The 18,808-nt window shown below is 41.2% G+C and carries 20 protein-coding genes and 2 pseudogenes; 15 read left to right on the top strand and 7 right to left on the bottom strand.

Annotated features, from left to right (window positions below; translation table 11 throughout):
- Positions 1 to 308: 308 nt before the first annotated feature.
- Positions 309 to 1,490: an aldo/keto reductase gene (locus V7K21_RS24275; protein WP_335177760.1), complete on the top strand. Its 1,182-nt coding sequence runs from the start codon at positions 309 to 311 to the stop codon at positions 1,488 to 1,490.
- A 183-nt stretch (positions 1,491 to 1,673) separates the two neighbouring features.
- Here the strand turns inward: V7K21_RS24275 and V7K21_RS24280 are convergent, their stop codons facing one another.
- Positions 1,674 to 3,002, bottom strand: a complete 1,329-nt coding sequence (locus tag V7K21_RS24280) for a hemolysin family protein (protein WP_335177762.1) — start codon at positions 3,000 to 3,002, stop codon at positions 1,674 to 1,676.
- A 240-nt stretch (positions 3,003 to 3,242) separates the two neighbouring features.
- Between V7K21_RS24280 and mfd the strand changes: the two genes are divergently transcribed.
- The 8 genes from mfd (at position 3,243) to V7K21_RS24320 (ending at position 9,524) form a co-directional block, all read left to right on the top strand.
- Positions 3,243 to 6,761: a transcription-repair coupling factor gene (gene mfd, locus V7K21_RS24285; RefSeq protein WP_335177764.1), complete on the top strand. Its 3,519-nt coding sequence runs from the start codon at positions 3,243 to 3,245 to the stop codon at positions 6,759 to 6,761.
- Positions 6,762 to 6,884: 123 nt separating this feature from the next.
- Positions 6,885 to 7,148 carry a hypothetical protein gene (locus tag V7K21_RS24290; RefSeq protein ID WP_335177766.1) on the top strand — a complete coding sequence of 88 codons (264 nt, stop codon included), beginning with the start codon at positions 6,885 to 6,887 and terminating at the stop codon, positions 7,146 to 7,148.
- A 26-nt stretch (positions 7,149 to 7,174) separates the two neighbouring features.
- Positions 7,175 to 7,312 carry a hypothetical protein gene (locus tag V7K21_RS24295; protein ID WP_335177768.1) on the top strand — a complete coding sequence of 46 codons (138 nt, stop codon included), beginning with the start codon at positions 7,175 to 7,177 and terminating at the stop codon, positions 7,310 to 7,312.
- A gap of 41 nt (positions 7,313 to 7,353) precedes the next feature.
- The gene (locus V7K21_RS24300; protein WP_335177770.1) at positions 7,354 to 7,683 is read left to right on the top strand and encodes a DUF433 domain-containing protein; all 330 of its coding nucleotides are present in this window, start codon (positions 7,354 to 7,356) and stop codon (positions 7,681 to 7,683) included.
- Complete coding sequence (locus tag V7K21_RS24305) at positions 7,680 to 8,030, top strand: DUF5615 family PIN-like protein (protein WP_335177772.1); 351 nt, start codon at positions 7,680 to 7,682, stop codon at positions 8,028 to 8,030. Before V7K21_RS24300 ends, V7K21_RS24305 begins: the two co-directional genes overlap by 4 nt.
- A gap of 72 nt (positions 8,031 to 8,102) precedes the next feature.
- Entirely contained in the window at positions 8,103 to 8,924 is an 822-nt protein-coding gene (locus V7K21_RS24310) for a hypothetical protein (protein WP_335177774.1), read from the top strand.
- Between the two features lie 190 nt (positions 8,925 to 9,114).
- Complete coding sequence (locus V7K21_RS24315) at positions 9,115 to 9,318, top strand: type II toxin-antitoxin system HicB family antitoxin (protein WP_334820094.1); 204 nt, start codon at positions 9,115 to 9,117, stop codon at positions 9,316 to 9,318.
- Positions 9,315 to 9,524 carry a type II toxin-antitoxin system HicA family toxin gene (locus V7K21_RS24320; protein ID WP_104908348.1) on the top strand — a complete coding sequence of 70 codons (210 nt, stop codon included), beginning with the start codon at positions 9,315 to 9,317 and terminating at the stop codon, positions 9,522 to 9,524. The genes V7K21_RS24315 and V7K21_RS24320 overlap by 4 nt, the downstream gene beginning before the upstream one ends.
- A 7-nt stretch (positions 9,525 to 9,531) precedes the next feature.
- Here V7K21_RS24320 and V7K21_RS24325 read toward each other — a convergent pair whose 3' ends face one another.
- Entirely contained in the window at positions 9,532 to 10,002 is a 471-nt protein-coding gene (locus V7K21_RS24325) for a DUF29 domain-containing protein (RefSeq protein ID WP_335177776.1), read from the bottom strand.
- Between the two features lie 106 nt (positions 10,003 to 10,108).
- Here V7K21_RS24325 and V7K21_RS30870 point away from each other — a divergent pair.
- From V7K21_RS30870 to V7K21_RS24340, 3 genes and pseudogenes are all read left to right on the top strand, one after another.
- A pseudogene (locus V7K21_RS30870) lies at positions 10,109 to 10,432 on the top strand (TRCF domain-containing protein); the annotation flags it as partial.
- 145 nt (positions 10,433 to 10,577) lie between these two features.
- A complete protein-coding gene (locus V7K21_RS24335) occupies positions 10,578 to 11,033 on the top strand; it encodes a hypothetical protein (protein ID WP_335177780.1) in 456 nt (151 codons plus the stop codon).
- A gap of 124 nt (positions 11,034 to 11,157) precedes the next feature.
- Complete coding sequence (locus V7K21_RS24340; protein WP_335177782.1) at positions 11,158 to 11,502, top strand: hypothetical protein; 345 nt, start codon at positions 11,158 to 11,160, stop codon at positions 11,500 to 11,502.
- A 38-nt stretch (positions 11,503 to 11,540) separates the two neighbouring features.
- Here V7K21_RS24340 and V7K21_RS24345 read toward each other — a convergent pair.
- A pseudogene (locus V7K21_RS24345) lies at positions 11,541 to 11,835 on the bottom strand (IS701 family transposase); the annotation flags it as partial.
- Here V7K21_RS24345 and V7K21_RS24350 point away from each other — a divergent pair.
- Together V7K21_RS24350 and V7K21_RS24355 are read left to right on the top strand one after the other, a co-directional pair.
- Positions 11,789 to 11,956, top strand: a complete 168-nt coding sequence (locus tag V7K21_RS24350) for a hypothetical protein (protein ID WP_335177784.1) — start codon at positions 11,789 to 11,791, stop codon at positions 11,954 to 11,956. The pseudogene V7K21_RS24345 and the gene V7K21_RS24350 overlap by 47 nt on opposite strands.
- Before the next feature lie 203 nt (positions 11,957 to 12,159).
- On the top strand, positions 12,160 to 13,773 hold the full coding sequence (locus V7K21_RS24355) for a DUF1565 domain-containing protein (protein WP_335177786.1): 1,614 nt from the start codon (positions 12,160 to 12,162) through the stop codon (positions 13,771 to 13,773).
- A gap of 241 nt (positions 13,774 to 14,014) precedes the next feature.
- Here the strand turns inward: V7K21_RS24355 and fghA are convergent, their stop codons facing one another.
- On the bottom strand, positions 14,015 to 14,854 hold the full coding sequence (fghA, locus tag V7K21_RS24360; protein ID WP_335177788.1) for an S-formylglutathione hydrolase: 840 nt from the start codon (positions 14,852 to 14,854) through the stop codon (positions 14,015 to 14,017).
- A 197-nt stretch (positions 14,855 to 15,051) separates the two neighbouring features.
- Complete coding sequence (locus V7K21_RS24365; protein WP_273764347.1) at positions 15,052 to 15,843, bottom strand: ion transporter; 792 nt, start codon at positions 15,841 to 15,843, stop codon at positions 15,052 to 15,054.
- A gap of 88 nt (positions 15,844 to 15,931) precedes the next feature.
- Between V7K21_RS24365 and V7K21_RS24370 the strand changes: the two genes are divergently transcribed.
- Positions 15,932 to 16,357 carry a nucleoside deaminase gene (locus V7K21_RS24370; RefSeq protein WP_335177855.1) on the top strand — a complete coding sequence of 142 codons (426 nt, stop codon included), beginning with the start codon at positions 15,932 to 15,934 and terminating at the stop codon, positions 16,355 to 16,357.
- A 245-nt stretch (positions 16,358 to 16,602) separates the two neighbouring features.
- Here the strand turns inward: V7K21_RS24370 and V7K21_RS24375 are convergent, their stop codons facing one another.
- Both V7K21_RS24375 and V7K21_RS24380 read right to left on the bottom strand, forming a co-directional pair.
- Complete coding sequence (locus tag V7K21_RS24375; RefSeq protein WP_335177857.1) at positions 16,603 to 17,265, bottom strand: response regulator transcription factor; 663 nt, start codon at positions 17,263 to 17,265, stop codon at positions 16,603 to 16,605.
- The gene (locus V7K21_RS24380; protein WP_335177859.1) at positions 17,265 to 18,530 is read right to left on the bottom strand and encodes a sensor histidine kinase; all 1,266 of its coding nucleotides are present in this window, start codon (positions 18,528 to 18,530) and stop codon (positions 17,265 to 17,267) included. The genes V7K21_RS24375 and V7K21_RS24380 overlap by 1 nt, the downstream gene beginning before the upstream one ends.
- Positions 18,531 to 18,808: the final 278 nt, after the last annotated feature.

Here is an 18,808-nt window from a genome sequence, read left to right on the forward strand (position 1 = left end):
TTCTTTCTTACTTTGTGTCCAACTCTTGGAGACCCAACTCTTAAAGAGGTTGCGCCCTAAGCGTAGCTATGCCGCAGGCTTTACGGCAAGCTCAGGGCATCGCGCTGCGCGTAGCTTGCTTCTCCGTAAGAGTATGCGGTTCGTTCCTCATATATGGCGCATCTTCATACAAAATTGGTATGACCGATTTAATAATCTGATAAATCTTGCTAGTGTCACAGATTGAACAGAGGTAATTATTGTCGCACAGTAGGCTTGAATTACTATCGTTTTTAGATTTTAAGTTGTAAGCAATCCACAATTCACTAATGCTATATAGACGATTTGGACGCACAGAATTACAGATGCCAGTGTTTTCCTGCGGTGGCATGAGATATCAGTTCAAATGGGAAGATGTTCCCAATAACGAAATTCCTGCTGATAACCAGGCGAATCTGGAAGCAACTATTATAAGGGCAGTTGAGGTTGGGATTAATCATATTGAAACTGCCCGTGGTTATGGCTCTTCCGAAATGCAATTGGGGAGAATATTGCCCCAGTTTCCCCGCGAAAAGTTGATTGTTCAGACCAAAGTAAACCCAGAGGCAGATGCGAAAGAATTCCGTAATAAATTTGAACAATCATTGAAAAATCTCCAACTAGATTATGTTGACCTTTTAGGGTTGCATGGCATCAATCATGCTGAGTCATTCGACTACAGTATCCGTCCTGGTGGCTGTTTGGAAGTAGCGCAGCAATTGCAAGCTGAGGGAAAAGTCAGATTTATTGGCTTTTCTACACATGGCTCAACAGATATGATTGTGCAGACAATTAATACTAATAAATTTGATTACGTGAACCTGCACTGGTACTACATTAATCAATGGAATTGGGAGGCAATTGAAGCAGCTAAACGCTACGATATGGGTGTGTTTATTATTAGCCCATCTGATAAAGGAGGTTTATTATATAAACCTCCAGAAAAGTTAGTAAATCTCTGCGCCCCTTTGAGTCCAATGGTGTTTAATGATTTGTTTTGTTTGAGTCATCAAGAGGTGCATACTCTAAGTTTAGGAGCAGCAAAACCAGAAGATTTTGATGAACACCTGAAGACTTTAGAATTAGTAGACCGGGCATGGTCAATTTTGCCACCAATTTTAGCAAGGTTGGAATCAGAAGCGATCGCTACTTTGGGAGAAGATTGGGTAAAATCCTGGGAAAAAAATCTACCAACCTTTGACAAAACTCCTGGTGAGGTAAACATTCGGGTGATTTTGTGGCTACAGAATCTAGCGATCGCCTACGATCTGCTAGACTACGCTAAAATGCGCTACAACCTGCTTGGCAATGCCAGCCACTGGTTTCCTGGTAACAAAGCTGATCGGTTAGAAGAATTAGACTTGCGGCAATGTCTCGCCCGCAATCCCCACGCCGATAAAATCCCCCAAGTTTTGGAACAAGCCCATCAGTTATTAGCGGGTGAAGCGGTTAAACGTCTATCTCAGACTTGACAAATTGCATAAATAGGGCATTGGGCATGGGAAATAGTAAACAATAATTATCAATGCCCAATGCCTAATGCCCGATCCCCAACACAACTCTTGGAAAGGCTGCGCCCTAAGCGTAGCTATGCCGCAGGCTTTACGGCTTCTCTACTAGACGCTCTTGCGTTCGCTCAGTACAAGTGCCCAACACTAATCAGATTTTGTCGTATCCGATGATTTATTTCCTTTTGGTACGACTAGCACCTTATCAACGCGGTTACCATCCATATCCATCACTTCAATTCGCATACTTTGCCATTCAAAATAATCTGCTGCGGCAGGAATACGACCTAAATTGGTGATCACAAAACCGCCTAAGGTTTGATAACTGCCGCGTTCCTCAAATTGCCACTCTTCCATACCGAAAAGTTCCAAAAAATCCTCTACAGGCAACATCCCATCCAAAAGCCAGGAACCATCTTCGCGTTGCACAGCTTGTGGTTGATCCTGCCCATCTGTTGAAGGAACATCACCCACGATTTCGCTCATGATGTCGTTAAGAGTGACTAATCCTTGAATCACGCCGTATTCATCGACTACTAGCGCCATGTGAGTGATAGTTTGCTTGAACAATTCCAAAACTTTCAAACCACGGGTGCTTTCTGGCACGAATACTGGCTGTCGCAATCCCACTGTCAAGTCTAGCGGTTCTTCTCGGAAACTCCTGGCTAATAAGTCGGTAACTGGGATAACACCCAGCACATTGTCAAGTCCCCCCTGACAAACTGGATACCGAGAATAGGCACTATCAACCATTTTTTGGCGATTTTCTTCAGCAGTGTCTTCTAAGTCCAGCCAGACAATATCGGGACGGGGTGTCATTAAGTAGCTGACAGGGCGATCGCCTAAACGAAAGACTCGCTCCACCATATCCTGTTCGGCTTCCTCAAAGGTTCCCGCCTCGGTGCCTTGCTCAATTAAGATTTTAATTTCTTCTTCAGTGACTTGCGGCTCGCTAGAAGCTGTAATTCCCAGCACTCGCAGGATCAAATCTGTAGAAGCACTTAAGAGATAGACTACTGGAGAAGCGAGCGCCGCCAAAGCTTGCATTGGAATAGCTACAATCGATGCAATCCTTTCTGGGTTATTTAATGCCAGACGCTTCGGTACCAATTCGCCAACAATGAGTGAGAAATAGGTAATGATCAAAACCACTATTCCGAAGGAAAGCGGGTCACTATAAGGTGCTAATAAGGGGACACGTTTTATATAGACTGCCACGTGATTGGCAATTGTTGCTCCTCCAAAAGCACCAGTCAGGATACCGATTAGGGAAATACCCACTTGAACAGTTGACAGGAAATGATTTGGAGACTCAGCTAGTTTCAATGCTGCCTTTGCCTTAGGATCTCCTTGATTAGCAAGCTGTTGTAGTCTAACTTTCCGGGCTGAGACAATTGCCATCTCAGACATAGAAAACACGCCGTTGGCAATAATTAGCACCAAAATGATTAAAATTTCAAAAGTTGTGGAGGACATGTTTAAAATTGCCGCTTATCAGAGCGAACGTAGCTCAATTTTTAGTATCTAGTATTAAAGGTGCATCTATAAATGCTTTAACTGTACACAAAGTAGTAGTTATAGTTTTTAAGTTTATTAGTTGCTGTGCAATATTCTTCCGCCGAAAGAATAAGAAGACTGTTAACACTTTTAAAATAGTTGACATAAACTGCTTCAAGATTTTCTGACCCACAAAGACTCCCACCGCAAGTAGTACTTATGTCATTTTCTTCTATTGTGCGTGCCTTAGCGCGATCGCCGCTCACCACTGAATTTATTTCTAAGCTAAACCGACAACAAGAATTGCGGTTAAATGGCATTCCCAGGCTGCCCAAGGCTCTGGTGGCTTCGGCATTAGCGCGGGCTACGGGCAAGGATTTGTTTGTGGTTTGTGCCACTCTGGAAGAAGCTGGACGCGTTTACGCGCAACTGGAGGCAATGGGATGGCAAACAGTACATTTTTACCCCACCTCCGAGGCTTCTCCCTACGAACCTTTTGACCCGGAAACTGAAATGAGTTGGGGACAAATGCAGGTACTGGCAGATTTGAGCATGGGGCATGGGGAAGAAAACCAGATTCCCAATCCCTCACAATTACCTAAGATGGCGATTGTGGCTACCCAAGGAGCGTTGCAACCCCACTTACCACCACCAGCAGTTTTTCAACAATTCTGTCTTACCCTGAAGCGGGGGATGGAATTAGACTTGAATGCCTTCAGTGAGAAAATAACGATTCTGGGGTACGAACGAGTCCCTCTGGTGGAAACAGAAGGACAGTGGAGCCGGCGGGGCGATATTGTTGATGTGTTCCCAGTTTCATCTGAGTTTCCAGTCCGGCTGGAATGGTTTGGCGATGAAATCGAGCAAATGCGGGAATTTGACCCAGCAACTCAACGTTCCGCCCTAGACAAAGTTAATCGGTTAATTCTTACCCCCACTAGCTTTTCTCCCGTGGTGATGGCGGCACTCAAGAATAGTTCTGAGTTAGGAGTTAGGAATCATGAGTTAAATTCTGAATCAGAACTTAGCACTCAGAATTCATCACTCTTGGAGGGTAGTCGTCGCTTTTTGGGGTTAGCTTTCGAGCAACCAGCATCTCTGTTAAACTACTTAGCGGAAAATACCCTGATTGCCATTGATGAGCCAGAACAGTGTCATGCTCATAGCGATCGCTGGGTGGAAAATGCTGAGGAACAGTGGATAATGGCGCATGGGGAAGAATCTACTGCCCTAACATTGCCGAAAATTCATCGGTCTTTTGATGAGTGTCTGGCTGACGTTGCCAAATTTAAAACATTATATTTATCGGAACTGTCAGAGGAAAATAGTGGGATCAATCTTGCCAGCCGACCTGTTCCAGTCACGCCGCACCAGTTTGCTAAACTAGCTGAAACAATCCGTCAAGAACGCGATCGCAATTTCTCTATCTGGCTGCTTTCTGCTCAACCTTCGCGTTCTGTCTCGCTATTGCAAGAACATGACTGTCCGGCTCAATTTATCCCGAATCCTCGCGACTACCAAGCGATCGATAAGCTCCAAATTAACCATACTCCCATAGCCCTAAAATATTCCGGTCTTGCCGAACTAGAAGGTTTTATCCTGCCTACATACCGATTAGTAATCGTTACAGATCGGGAATTTTTTGGGCAGCATTCCTTGGCAACTCCCGGCTATATCCGCAAGCGCCACAAAGCTACTTCTAAACAAGTTGATCCCAATAAGCTGCGTCCAGGCGATTATGTGGTTCACAGAAATCATGGTGTTGGCAAATTTGTCAAGCTGGAAAGTTTGACGATTAATAACGAAACCCGTGATTATTTAGTGGTGCAATATGCTGACGGGTTACTCAGAGTCGCAGCCGATCAAGTAGGTGCTTTATCCCGGTTCCGCGCCGCGGGTGATAAAGCGCCGGAACTCAACAGGATGACTGGTAAAGCTTGGGAAAATACCAAGAATAAAGTCCGCAAAGCGATCAAAAAGTTGGCGGTGGACTTGTTGAAACTGTATGCAGCGCGATCGCAACAACAAGGTTTTAGCTTCCCAGGCGATATGCCTTGGCAGGAAGAATTGGAAGATTCCTTCCCCTACCAACCCACAACGGATCAGCTCAAAGCTGTGCAAGATGTGAAACGAGACATGGAAAGCGATCGCCCAATGGATCGCTTAGTTTGTGGCGATGTCGGTTTCGGAAAGACGGAAGTGGCGATTCGTGCTATTTTCAAAGCAGTCATCGCCGGTAAACAAGTGGCACTCCTTGCGCCAACGACTATTTTAACACAGCAGCACTACCATACACTCAAAGAACGTTTTGCTCCCTACCCCGTAAATGTCGGCTTACTCAACCGCTTTCGGTCTGCTGAAGAACGCCGCGATATTCAAAAGCGATTGGCAACGGGTGAATTAGATGTAGTAATTGGTACGCATCAACTTTTAGGTAAAGGCGTGACATTTCGGGATTTAGGACTGTTGGTGGTGGATGAGGAACAGCGGTTTGGGGTGAACCAGAAAGAGAAAATCAAAAGCCTGAAAACTCAAGTGGACGTGCTTACCCTTTCTGCAACTCCCATTCCCCGTACTTTGTATATGTCCTTGTCGGGAATTCGGGAAATGAGTTTGATAACTACACCACCGCCAACTAGACGAGCAATTAAAACCCATCTTTCACCGATAAATTCTGAAAGTATCCGCAGTGCAATTCGTCAAGAATTAGACAGAGGTGGACAGGTATTTTATGTAGTTCCACGAGTAGACGGGATTGAAGAGACAACAGCCAATTTACGAGAAGTGTTACCGGGGGCCAGGTTTGCGATCGCTCACGGTCAAATGGATGAAAGCGAGTTAGAGTCAACCATGCTCACCTTTAGTAATGGCGATGCAGACATCCTCGTTTGTACGACAATTATTGAATCTGGCTTAGATATTCCGCGAGTAAATACAATTTTGATAGAAGATGCTCATCGCTTTGGATTGGCACAACTGTATCAATTACGCGGTCGTGTGGGACGTGCTGGTATCCAAGCTCATGCTTGGTTATTTTATCCGAAGCAGCGGACATTATCTGATGCGGCCCGGCAACGATTACGAGCAATTCAGGAATTTACTCAGTTAGGTTCTGGGTATCAACTGGCGATGCGCGATATGGAAATCAGGGGTGTAGGTAATTTGCTAGGTGCAGAACAATCCGGCCAAATGGATGCCATCGGTTTTGATTTGTATATGGAAATGCTGGAAGAAGCAATTCGGGAAATCCGAGGCCAAGAAATTCCGAAAGTCGAGGATACCCAGATTGATCTCAACCTCACAGCATTTATCCCAGCAGATTACATTACCGATTTGGATCAAAAGATGAGTGCATACCGGGCGGTGGCGACAGCTAAATCTAAATCAGAATTAAAGCAGATTGCTGCCGAGTGGAGCGATCGCTATGGTAATTTACCAGTGTCGGCGAATCAACTTTTGCGAGTCATGGAACTTAAACAGCTAGCGAAAAAACTTGGATTTAGCCGGATAAAACCAGAAAACAAGCAGCACGTAGTTTTAGAAACGCCAATGGAGGAACCAGCTTGGAATTTATTGGCGGCGAATTTACCAGAAAATCTCAAGACGCGCTTTGTGTATTCTCCAGGTAAAGTGACAGTGCGCGGGTTAGGAGTTTTTAAAGCAGATCAACAATTGCAGAATTTAATTGATGCTTTCGGGAGAATGCAGGGTGCGATTCCAGAGGCGGCTGTTGTTTGATCGTTAGAAAAAAATTAGTCATCAAGTGAAAACCTATGTCATTTTGAGCAGGTGGGAATTCCAAACCCAGCCGTTTGAGACTAGTTAGTAGAATTAAAGGAAATACCAACCCAACTTCAACTCATGATAAAAACTATCGAAGGCATTTATCAGGATGGGGAAATTCACCTCACCCAGCTACCGCAAGATGTTAGCGATCGCTCTCAAGTCCTTGTCACCTTTCTAGATCCTGGCAAAATCGACCCCACCAAATTACGTCAACTGATTGATCAGTTGGAGACAATTGCAGGTATTGGACAAGGTTTTGAGGAACTCAACGCTGGTAAAACTTGCCTTATAGGGGATTTAGCCCTAGAAATGCAGCAAAAGTATAGCATTTCAGGTTGAGATTACCTCAATTGCGGAAGCTTAGATTGAGCAAGCTTATCGATTCTCCAGGTAAAGTTACGGTGCGTGGGTTAGGAGTTTTTAAGGCAGATCAACAATTGCAAAACTTGATTGATGCTTTCGCGAGAATGCAGGGTGCAATTCCAGAGGCGGCTGTTGTTTAAACTGTAATTTAACCTCATAAATAAAGTCAAAACAAATCTATATGTCAGTTGTAACAGCTAAATCTTACGTAGAATATCGTCAAGATGCTTATTGGGTTGCAGGAACTCGGATTTCCTTGGACTCGATCGTCTATGCTTTCCAAAAAGGATTATCGCCTGAAAGCATTGTTAATTATTTTCCGTTACTGACACTTGAACAAGTTTATGGAGCGATCGCGTTTTATCTAGCCAATCGTGCTGATATTGATGCTTATTTAGAAGCTGAGGAAGCAGCATTTAATACTATGCCTCAACCGCTAGAAACCGCTGATCCTGCTTTGTACAACAAGCTTATGGCAGCCAAAGCAGCAAGACAACAAGTCGAATCGTGAATGTTAGTTACCAAGCCGATGCTGATTTGAATCAAGCGATCGTCACGGGAGTTCTGCGACAAGAACCCACCATTGACTTCCAAACAGCCTTGGCTGCTGGATTAGAAGGTGTAAAAGATTCTGAAGTATTGGCGATCGCAGCACAGCAGGGACGTATCCTCGTTAGTCATGATCGTAAAACAATGCCATCAGAATTTGCCGAGTTCATCACCACTAATCATAGTGCAGGAGTGATCATTGTTTCCCAAAAACTACTAGTTGAAGTCGCGATCAAGGAACTGTTGATGATTTGGGCGATATCCAGTGCAGAGGAGTGGGTTGATCGGATTGCAAAGCTGCCTCTCTAAGATGTGCTGGAATAGTTTATTAACGTATCGGCACAGATCAACTAATTAAAAAACAATGTACTTAAAAAAACTATGGTATCCTTCCACTGTTTTCGGGATGATAAATGTGAATGGGGAAAAGGCTTAAGAGATTTTGCAATTCAGTTTAATGAAGCTTTTGGCAAAGACTACAGTCTTTCCAAGTGCCTCGATATTTCTAACAGAGACAGTAAACAACCAGAGGTACTATTAGAGGCTTTGGGCAATAAACCTATGGTCATTGAATCTAAAAAGATAGTTTATCCTCCCGATTATTATGAGAACCATCGGCATTTTCACGACTTTTTTAACTCTTTTGAAGATTCTTATGTACGCAATTTTAAACCTGTTTTATCTCAAGATATATATGAAATTGGCATCAACGAAAATGCTCTGTATCAAAATACTAAACGAAAATTACCTTTAATATGCAAGCAGATAGTATCTCATGTATTGCAGCATATTGAGGAGTTTCATATCTCTAATAAAATCTCCTCAACAGAGCCTATTCCTTGGTGCTTTCGCAGGGTTCCAGAAAATGAACGTGATGACGAATCTTACAAATCAGGACTAAGGTTATCTGGTTCAGCAAAACCCTTGTTGTATCGATTTGAAACATTAACGGAAGCCGAAGAGGAAATAACCAAGCAATTAGCTAAACATTTATCCCAGACAGATATAAAGTTTAATGAATATGCCAACTGTTTAAAAATTTTAGTTATAGAAATATGTGGTGATATTTTGTCCATCCCTGCGCCCGAAGTAATTGTAAAAATCATCGAAAATGCAACTATTCCACTTAGTGTAGATCAAATCTGGCTTGCAGACCCACAAGATGAGGCAGAAAGTATAATTATTTATCATCAAATTGTGTAGCAATAGTTTAGATTGACACCACCAAACCCGACACTTGCTTGTACTCAAACTCTACTAATTCTACTATTGAGAGCGATCGCAGAAGCATTTGTTGTTTAAACCGTAGCAACATTATTAATTTAATCAGCCACAGTTAAGAGCAAACAGTTATGGTTATTAGTATATTCTCACAAACTAGCTCAACAGATTTATGAAAATCAGAGCAATCATTCATCCAGCAGAAGAAGGCGGCTATTGGGCAGAGGTTCCCGCGCTTCCCGGTTGTATTACCGAAGGAGACACCATAGAAGAGGTAACAGCTAATTTAAAGGACGCTATTGAAGGTTGGCTTGAAGTTGCCAACAGTCGTAATGCAATTGAGTCAACAGATCAAGTTGTCGAAATTGCTGTATGAAATCGATTTCTGGCAAGCAACTTTGTAAGATTGTGGAGCAAAAAGGTTGGGTTTTGCAAAGAATTACTGGCAGTCATCATATTTATGAAAACCCTGAAGTAGAAAAAATTCTGTCAATTCCTGTTCACCGCAATCAAGATTTGAAAGTTGGAACCTTGAAAGCCTTGATGAAAATAGCCCAGCTATCTGAAGAAGATTTACTTTAATTTCAAATTACTGCTCTGATTCATCTATTAACTTGCTTGGTTCACCTGGGTAAAAATCATCGTCCACAATCTCTACTAAACTGTAAGGACACTCTACCGGAAAAGTCCGCTTGGGCAAATCTGTTTCTCCAATAGCCAATTCGACACTTTTAAGGTAGGCTTTGCGAAGTGCTTCTTCAAGGTAGGGTTTTAGGCTAGGATTGTCTTCAAGCAGTTCAGCAATATCTAAGCGTTGAATCCGAAGTGTTGCTAACCAGCTACGGCTACGACGCTCTGACTGGTAGTGCCATTTTAGTAAATGTTCAATCAAGACACTCAGACGGTTTCGCAGTTCTTGACGTTGCTGTTTACCCAAAGATTGAATCTCCTCAATCAGATTTTGTAAATCAATCTGACTCCACTGCTCATTACGAAGTAAAGTTGCTTGTTCCTGTGTCCAAGCGTAAAAATCAGTTTCGTAGAGGCTTATTGAAGGCATTGGTATCTTTGGGTTTGTTTCAGGTACACGCATTAGGTTAGTTCAACCTCAACGTCTTTGCCTTTATTGTATAACTGTCTCAAACTCTACTAATTCTACTATTGAGAGCGATCGCTATGGTACTTTACCAGTGTCGGCGAATCAATTTTTGCGAGTCATGGAACTCAAACAGCTAGCGAAAAAACTTGGATTTAGCTAGATTAAACCAGAAAACAAGCAGCACATCGTTTTAGAAACACCGATGAAAGAATCCGCTTGGAGTTTATTGGCGGCTAATTTACCAGAGAATTTCAAGACGTGGTTTGTGTATTCTCCTGGTAAAGTTACAGTGCGCGGTTTAGGAGTTTTTAAAGCAGATCAACAATTGCAGAATTTGATTGATGCTTTCGGGAGAATGCAGGGTGCGATTCCAGAGGCAGCTATTGTTTGATCAGTTTTGCTCAAGTTTCTATAATAGTACCCTCAAGGGTACTATTAGATACATTTTTTAGTTGATATCGTAGCTTTTAAGTACAGCGATGGAAGCAATCTTTCTTTCCTCTAGCTGGCATTAAAAATTACAGGTTCAACAAAAAATGATTATGAATTCACTCAAAAAGTCGATGCGCTTGACCAAGATTTTAGCATTTGCTCTATCATTTCTGGTTTTCTGTTTCTCTACAGAGGCGATCGCAGCGCCAAGCACCCTTGCTACGTTAATTATCACAGAAAAAGCGCCAATTACTGAAGGAAAGTTCAGTATCGACACAACAACAACTCCTTTGCCAGATAAAACAGTTATTCGCTCTGCTAAACTTTTTTTACCGGCTGGTGAAACTGGAACAATTAATAATATTAAAATTACTGGCCCAAATGGACTTGAATTTGGTTGTCAAGATATTAAGGTGAAGAACGGTGTTGATTTAATTAAAGCCTGTGGTGGGCCTGCTGTTTTAGAAGCTGGAGGAGCGATTACTTATGTAGCTGAAGGAAGTGGTTTTGCACCAAAACTTAACACTAAGCTAAAAGTGGTTTTATCAGATGATTTTTAGACACCAGTTTCAACCATAATTACAGCCACAAGTTTAGTGAATAAGTCGCTCTAACTTTTATTCCAGGCACAAATTAGTCAGTATTTGTGCTTGGAATACATTTTGGTATGTGAATACATTACTTATGTCAATAATTTATCCCGTAACACATTTCAGTCTTGCCTTGATCGAATGGGTGTTAATAAGTTGGGCAATTCGTTTGTGGCAGCAATCAACCAGCCTCGCAATGATTGTATTGCCTATAGTGCTAGTGAGCATTAGCTATGACAATCTCATTCTTTCAATAGGAAGTCTAATTGGTGAAGGAGAGCTTTTGAAAACTCTCAGTATGCTACGCTTTCTATTACATTATTTGGTTGTATCGCTATTCATTGTGATTGCTGTTGAACTTGCTCATCGCGCCGGAGCTAGTTGTGCTAATAGAGTAGTGCGGGTTTTATCTTGGGTAATTGCATTCGGACTTAAGTAAGTCGGCGCAAAAAAATCAAACTATGTGAAGATAAGTAAATAACGTAACCAAAAAATTGCTGTTAATTTTGGATCACTATGAGGCTTATCAATTACTGTATCCTCTCCACTTAATGTGCCGCCTACTAAGTTAATATATGGCTTGACTTCATCAAATAGATCCTTTGGCTTATAACGCTCACGTAGCAAAAATCTGTTGACACTATCATGTGACAAATCTTCCATAATATCTGCTAAACGTGTGCAGCCTGAATACTTTGATTGCTGCCAATAAAAACAAAGTGTAAGTGTTTATATCACACTTTGCCGTAGATGGCTTGGTAGTTACTCTGATTGCCCATACCCTCAATAGAGACAGTATAAATTATCCATCTTTCCAGTCCCTTACTGCTAGCGATCGCCTATTATTTTCTGCTTTTCATAATGCATCTATTGTCTCATCTGTCAATGCGTAAGTTCTGCCAAAGCAAAAAATTAGAAAAATCACAAATTAAGCGGTTTTTGGCGCGGCTTTACGTGAAGTAGTAGTACGCTTTTTAACTATTGGATAATTTTTTAACTTTGCAGTGACAAGTACTTTAAGTAACTTAATGCATCAACTACTACTCACTTTTATGGTTAGCGCTAAGATAGCTATGTATTTTTTGGAAGTATAAATATGGCTCAAACTTTTTATGTAAATCCAGTATCAGGTAGCAATACCAACCTTGGTAGCCAACAAGCCCCGTTCAAAACTATTACCCAAGCGCTCAAGGTAGCTACAGATAACACCAAAATTCAACTAGCAGGTGGTAATTACAATGCTGCTAGCGGGGAAGTCTTTCCGCTAACGGTTGCATCTGGGGTGACAGTCGTGGGTAATGAAACCAATAAAGGCAATGGTATTTTGATTGAAGGGAGTGGTAGCTATCTGAGCCGTACTTTTGCTGCTCAAAATGTCACATTTGTGCTGCTCGGTAAAGCTGAACTACGGGGAGTAACTGTAACAAATATGGCTAGCCGTGGTAGTGGTGTGTGGATTGAATCAACTGCCCCTACTGTTGCTAATAGCACCTTCATTAACTGTAAGCGTGAGGGAGTATTTGCTACAGGCGATGCTAACCCAGTTATTCTAGGTAATGTGTTCAGTGAAAATGCAGCCAATGGAATTGCGATCGCTAAAAATTCCAAAGGTCAAATTCAAGGTAATACCTTCTTCAAAACAGGTTTTGGCATTGCTATTAGTGATACTGCATCACCCACCCTTCGAGATAACAAAATTTCCGAAAACCGTTCTGGAATTGTCATCTCTGGCAGTACTCGTCCTGTATTGCGTAACAATGTCAGTGAGAATAACACTGACGATGGGATCACAGTAATTGGAAGTGCCCTACCGGATATCGGCAGCATTAATAATCCAGGCGGCAATACTCTACAAAATAACGGTAAATTTGATTTGCAAAATGCCAGTTCCAACAAGCTGGTTTCTGTGGGAAATAAAATAAATGCGTCTAAAGTCACGGGAAACGTAGAGTTTGCAGATACTTCAGTTCCCACACCTACTCCTGCACCCACGCCTACTCCTACACCCACGCCCACGCCTACTCCCACACCCACGCCTACGCCTACTCCTACACCCACGCCTACTCCCACGCCTACGCCTACTCCTACACCCACACCCACGCCTGTTCCTACGCCCACGCCTACTCCTACTATCGAATTAACCGATATTAGTAATCATTGGGCAGGTAGGTTTATTCGGGAATTAGTCAAATTGGGGATAGTTAATGGTTTTCCCGATCGCACATTTAAACCTGATGCGACGATGACACGGGCGCAATACGCGGCATTACTGGTAAAAGCTTTCAACCCATCGCCAAACCGCCCCGTGATCAAATTCAAAGATGTACCAGCAGACTTCTGGGCATCCAAGGTAATTCAGCAGGCATATCAAGGTTCATTTCTCTCTGGTTTTCCTGACAATACCTTCGCCCCCAACAAAAATATCCAGCGTGTGCAAGTGATTGTCTCACTGGTGAATGGATTGAAGTTATCTGGCGATGGTACAGCAACTATCAAAGCTTTTGATGACCAAGCAAAGATTCCTGAATATGCCAAGGATGAGGTAGTAAAGGCTATAAACAAGGGGATTATCGTCAATCACCCGAACCTCAAACAACTTAATCCTACCCGCGATGCTACACGCGCTGAAGTAGCGGCGATGGTATACCAAGCCTTAGTAGATGCTGGCAGTGTAGCGGCGATTGACTCGCCTGATATTGTGACTGCTTAATTGACAAAATAGTTTGTTTTGCTCCCATCAGATGATTCTCGTAAGGGCAATTCATGAATTGCCACTACAAAAAGGGTTCAAAATTAGAGGCAGAGCAAATTCATACTTAATTAGGACTTACGCAGTGAAAACCTGAAACCAAAAACAATGTATTTGAATCGAAGTAATTTCCTCAAGTGCGATCGCCCTGCAACGTGGTTTGGGGAAAGGGGCGATCACGCTTATTCTAGATACCTGTAATTCATAAAGCGATCGCATGATGGCGGATATGATCTTCAATAAAACTGGCTATGAAATAAAAACTGTGGTCATAGCCTTCTTGGTAACGCAAATTTAGGGGTTGCTTGACATCTGCACAAGCTTGTTTAAACACTTCTGGCATTAATTGCTCAACTAAAAATTTATCAGCAGTTCCTTGGTCAATAAGAATTGGACTGTGATATCCTATTTCCTTAACTAATTCACTAGCATCATAAGCACGCCAACTTTCTTGATTACTGCCAAAATAACGACTGAATGCTTTTTGTCCCCAAGGACAACGCATGGGTGCGGTGATCGGTGCAAAGGCTGATACTGATTTATAGAGATTCGGGTTTCTCATTGCACAAACTAAGGCTCCATGTCCCCCCATTGAATGACCGAAAATACCTTGTCTCTCCGGTTGCGTAGGGAAGTTTGCGGTAATTAAAGCAGGTAATTCCTGGACAATATAACTATACATTTGGTAGTGTTGACGCCACGGTTCCTCTGTAGCATCAATATAAAAGCCCGCACCTGTACCAAAGTCCCAATCATCATCCTCACTAGGAATACCTGTGTTCCGAGGACTAGTATCTGGCACAACCAGCATCAAACCATACTCAGCTGCGTAGCGCTGCGCCCCCGCCTTCACCATAAAATTTTCTTCAGTGCAAGTTAAACCAGAGAGGAAATAGAGAATCGGCACAGGTTGATGAGTTGCTTGTGGTGGTTGATAAACAGCAAAGCGCATTTCACCGTTACAGGTTGAGGAGGGATGACTATAAAAGCCAAGTTTGCCACCGAAGCTTTTATATTTTGAAATGAGGTTGAGGTTAGGCATTGGTTATATTCTCTTTCCTAAGCGGCTACCGGAGGATGATTATTTTAGCGTAAATGAAAACCTGTAATTGGCACGCCATTATTTGACAACTATATATCTCTGCTATGCAGGTAGCGATCGCTGCTTGGGAATTCATCACGTCTGGACTTTGTAGCACACACTAAAATTACGCGTCGTCAGCGCCACCACTTACTCTCTCAATCAACCCTGCGACTAGGTAACTTAGTACCGCACCTTTTACAAAACCCAGCATCTACATCGTGGAAAGCCAAACCACAACCTGAACAAACTGTTTCTACTTGATTAGCAGTTTTCACCACTCGCTTAATTAAATCTCCCACTTGCCAAGGAATCAGCGCAATTCCTGTAAAAATCATCAGTACTGTTAGCAAACGCCCTAATTCAGAAATTGGAATAACATCGCCAAATCCCACAGTTGTCATTGTGACAACAGAGAAATAAAATGCATCAAAAAATGTCCTGTAATTTTGAGGATTAACCGGATGCTCTACTTGATAAATTAAGCCAGAATAAATAAAAACAATTGCAAATAATGTAAATAAGATTCGCACAAAAATCATGCCATCTTCGGTGCTGATAGTGGCGAATAAAAATTTTCTATCTATAAATCTGATTAATCTTAAAATCCGAAACCATCGCAGTAGGCGGATAAAGCTGATATCCACCATTCCTAGAAAGAATGGCAAAATCGCCATTAAGTCAATAATCGAATAAAAGCTAAAAATATACTTAATTTTATTTTCTGCACTCCACAGACGGAGTGAATATTCCACCGCAAAGATGATAACGATCGCAGTATCGGCTACATGCAATTGAAACCGCACAGAATCAGGAATATTATAAGTTTCTGCCACAAAAATTCCTGATGATAGTAGCACCATCGCAGCAAGTGTTAAATTAATTGCTTTCCCTAATGGTGTTTCCAGGTCTGTTAAGTAAAATTCGGTTTCTTGTCTGCTCAGTAACATATTCGACCACTAACTAATCTTAATTCCCAGTTATAGCATTAGAAATCCAATATTATTAATCATTATCCTTATGTTAACCTCAGCTTATATGAACCCAGAATATTTTATGCATTTAGCTTTGGCAGAAGCAAAAAAAGGCGATGCGCCTTACGGTGCAGTGATTGTTAAAGATAAGGAAGTCATGGCAGTAGCTCATAATACTGTAAGGAGAGACAACGATCCATCAGCTCATGCGGAAATCAACGTCATTCGTAGTTTAACAGCTAAACTTAAAAACCCTTCTTTAGAAGGTTATAGCATATATACAACTGGCGAACCTTGTCCGATGTGTGCAGCTGCTTGTGTTTGGAGTGGTTTATCAGAAATTGTATATGGTGCTTCAATTCAAGATTTAATTACTGTAAATCAATCACAAATTAGTATATCTTGTGAAGAGGTAATCGCTAAGTCATTTAGGAATATTAAAGTCACAAAAGACGTTTTAAAAAATGAATGTTTAGAATTATTTAAATAAGCTGCAACAAATTTAAGTTTTTCAGTAGTTAGGCGCAAATAATTAGAATATGATGTGCTGGAATTTAGGCTAAAAGCTCTAGAACAGTGGAAGCTCTAACCATTGTTTCAGCACAAGCTGCCCGTTTGCCAAAAATATTGGAAACAGCCGCTACAGCTAATTTAGAGGTCAAAATTACGAATTACGTAGCTTGCTTCTCGCCTTCTCTACGAGACGCTACGCGAATGGCGAGTATTACGAATTACTTAACTAGGCTCATTCAAATAGGATAAATATGTATTTGCCCAAATCGCAGCTTGAGTGCGATCGCGCAAATTTAACCTGTTTAAAATATTTGTAACATGATTTTTTACAGTCCCCTCAGAAATGTAGAGTTGCTGGGCAATTTCTCGGTTACTAGCGCCTGTAGCAATTAACTGCAAAACCTCTTTTTCTCTAGGAGTAAGTTCAGCTAAACTAGATGGTACAGGCGGTGATTGGGTTAGTGCAACATGAGAAAACTGAGTCAATAGTTTTTTAACTATACCTGGGCCTAATTGAGTATATCCTTTATGAACGGCACGAATAGCAACAGCTAATTCTTCGGAGGGTGTATCTTTCAATAAATAACCCATTGCCCCATTTTGCAAGGCTGCTGACACATATTCATCATCATCAAAAGTCGTCAGTACTAAAATTTTAGTTTTTGCAAAACGTTTTTGAATTTCTCGCGTAGCTGCAACTCCATCCATAATGGGCATTCTGATATCCAGCAATACTACATCTGGCTGAAATTTAGCAACCAAATTAATCGCCTGTTCACCGTTTTCTGCTTCTCCCACTATCTCTAAATCTGGTTCCAATTCTAATAACACTCTTAATCCTTGACGAATTAAACCTTGGTCATCTACCAACAACACTTTAATCATCATGTCAACCTTGTTAAAGGAATATTAACTGTAATTTTGCAACCAGAACCAGGAGCGCTATTAATATTAAACTCACCTCCAAGTGCTAGAGTGCGATCGCGCATACTATGAAGTCCAAAACCAGTAGTATTTTGCCCTAAATCAAAACCTCTACCATTATCCTGAATTATCAATCGTAAATTTCCTCTGATTTCAGTAAGTTCTAGTTTTACCTCTGTTGCTAATGCATATTTAGATATATTTGTCAACGACTCTTGAGTAATCCGGTAAATAGCGGTGTTGATTTCAAGTGGGAGAGAAGATTCCAGATTGATTTGATAAATTGGTAAAATGCCATTGGAGCGATAAAAACTTTCTGAAAGACTAGCGATGGCACGTTCTAGAGATTGCTCTTGTAAGGGATTAAAACGCATAGTAGAAACAGATTGACGGACATCTTTTAACGCTTTTGAACCTAATTCTTTTGCTGTTGCTAGAAATGTTTCTGCCTTACCTGGATTAGATTGCCACAATTTTAAAGCAGTTTCTAATTGCAGATTTAAAGCAGTCAAAGAATGTCCTAATGAATCATGAATTTCACGAGCAATGCGGTTACGTTCTTCCAAGGTAGCTTGATTTTCAATTTGCATGGCATATTGACGGAGTTTTTCATTAGCGATCGCTAGCTTTTCTCGACTGTGCCGTTCAGATAATACTGCATTCATCATCAACAACACAAAAACTAAACTTAAGCCAAATGTTAACGACCAATTCCAGCTAAAAAAGCGAGCTCGTTCTTGTGCTTGTGGTGATGCTTGATAATTGAATAACTGGTATTTTAGTTGTGTAGTAAATAAAAATAAGGTAAATGATAAAGTTGTAATGAATAAACGTCCAGGTAACTTGAAAATTAAGCAACTACGAGTAACTAAGATTATGTATAAAACTGGGAAAAGGCGAGCAAATCTCTCACCAAAAAGCCCAGTTGTTAAAATTAATATAATTTCAATTACTGTATATATTACCTTAGTTATCTGGTTATTTTTGGGTAATCTTAAGCCCATTAAGGCAAAAATAATTAGACTATAAATTGACAGTTCTGGCAAGAGATTGCAAATTGATAAGTCTGGAAATATACTACAAATTGATAGTTCTGGAGGTTTGGGACCAAATCGCCGTAACGGAGGTGGTATAACTGCTGTCAATGCAGTGATTGCCAGTAATATCCACTCAAGATAAAGCAGAGATGGAAAAGGATGTTTCTTAATTTCAATTGGGCGATTCATTAGTCGCTTCATTCCAGTTATGAGTTATGAGTTATGAATTAGGAGTTATGAGTTTAGAACTTTTGAGCGGCATCCAACGATTAGAACTTCAGCAAATGCTTAAATCTATCGCTGAATGAGCAATTAAGAGCAAGTGCAATGTCCAAAAAATTAGATAATACGCAAAATAATGATTTATAAATTAATCATAATCAAAATCGGCATGAATCATAACTTATCAGTTCTAACTCTTAACTCCTAATTATTTATTGTCAGTCAAATTTGTTAAAATTCCATCA

The organism is Nostoc sp., assembly GCF_036919595.1.
Lineage (GTDB): Bacteria > Cyanobacteriota > Cyanobacteriia > Cyanobacteriales > Nostocaceae > Nostoc.

Excerpts from the sequence above, each read along its gene's own strand:
- V7K21_RS24275 (WP_335177760.1), top strand. The coding sequence starts at position 309 with ATGCTATATAGACGATTTGGACGCACAGAATTACAGATGCCAGTGTTT.
- V7K21_RS24280 (WP_335177762.1), bottom strand. The coding sequence starts at position 3,002 with ATGTCCTCCACAACTTTTGAAATTTTAATCATTTTGGTGCTAATTATT.
- mfd (WP_335177764.1), top strand. The coding sequence starts at position 3,243 with ATGTCATTTTCTTCTATTGTGCGTGCCTTAGCGCGATCGCCGCTCACC.
- V7K21_RS24290 (WP_335177766.1), top strand. The coding sequence starts at position 6,885 with ATGATAAAAACTATCGAAGGCATTTATCAGGATGGGGAAATTCACCTC.
- V7K21_RS24300 (WP_335177770.1), top strand. The coding sequence starts at position 7,354 with ATGTCAGTTGTAACAGCTAAATCTTACGTAGAATATCGTCAAGATGCT.
- V7K21_RS24310 (WP_335177774.1), top strand. The coding sequence starts at position 8,103 with ATGGTATCCTTCCACTGTTTTCGGGATGATAAATGTGAATGGGGAAAA.
- V7K21_RS24315 (WP_334820094.1), top strand. The coding sequence starts at position 9,115 with ATGAAAATCAGAGCAATCATTCATCCAGCAGAAGAAGGCGGCTATTGG.
- V7K21_RS24320 (WP_104908348.1), top strand. The coding sequence starts at position 9,315 with ATGAAATCGATTTCTGGCAAGCAACTTTGTAAGATTGTGGAGCAAAAA.
- V7K21_RS24325 (WP_335177776.1), bottom strand. The coding sequence starts at position 10,002 with ATGCCTTCAATAAGCCTCTACGAAACTGATTTTTACGCTTGGACACAG.
- V7K21_RS24335 (WP_335177780.1), top strand. The coding sequence starts at position 10,578 with ATGATTATGAATTCACTCAAAAAGTCGATGCGCTTGACCAAGATTTTA.
- V7K21_RS24340 (WP_335177782.1), top strand. The coding sequence starts at position 11,158 with ATGTCAATAATTTATCCCGTAACACATTTCAGTCTTGCCTTGATCGAA.
- V7K21_RS24355 (WP_335177786.1), top strand. The coding sequence starts at position 12,160 with ATGGCTCAAACTTTTTATGTAAATCCAGTATCAGGTAGCAATACCAAC.
- fghA (WP_335177788.1), bottom strand. The coding sequence starts at position 14,854 with ATGCCTAACCTCAACCTCATTTCAAAATATAAAAGCTTCGGTGGCAAA.
- V7K21_RS24365 (WP_273764347.1), bottom strand. The coding sequence starts at position 15,843 with ATGTTACTGAGCAGACAAGAAACCGAATTTTACTTAACAGACCTGGAA.
- V7K21_RS24370 (WP_335177855.1), top strand. The coding sequence starts at position 15,932 with ATGAACCCAGAATATTTTATGCATTTAGCTTTGGCAGAAGCAAAAAAA.
- V7K21_RS24375 (WP_335177857.1), bottom strand. The coding sequence starts at position 17,265 with ATGATTAAAGTGTTGTTGGTAGATGACCAAGGTTTAATTCGTCAAGGA.
- V7K21_RS24380 (WP_335177859.1), bottom strand. The coding sequence starts at position 18,530 with ATGAATCGCCCAATTGAAATTAAGAAACATCCTTTTCCATCTCTGCTT.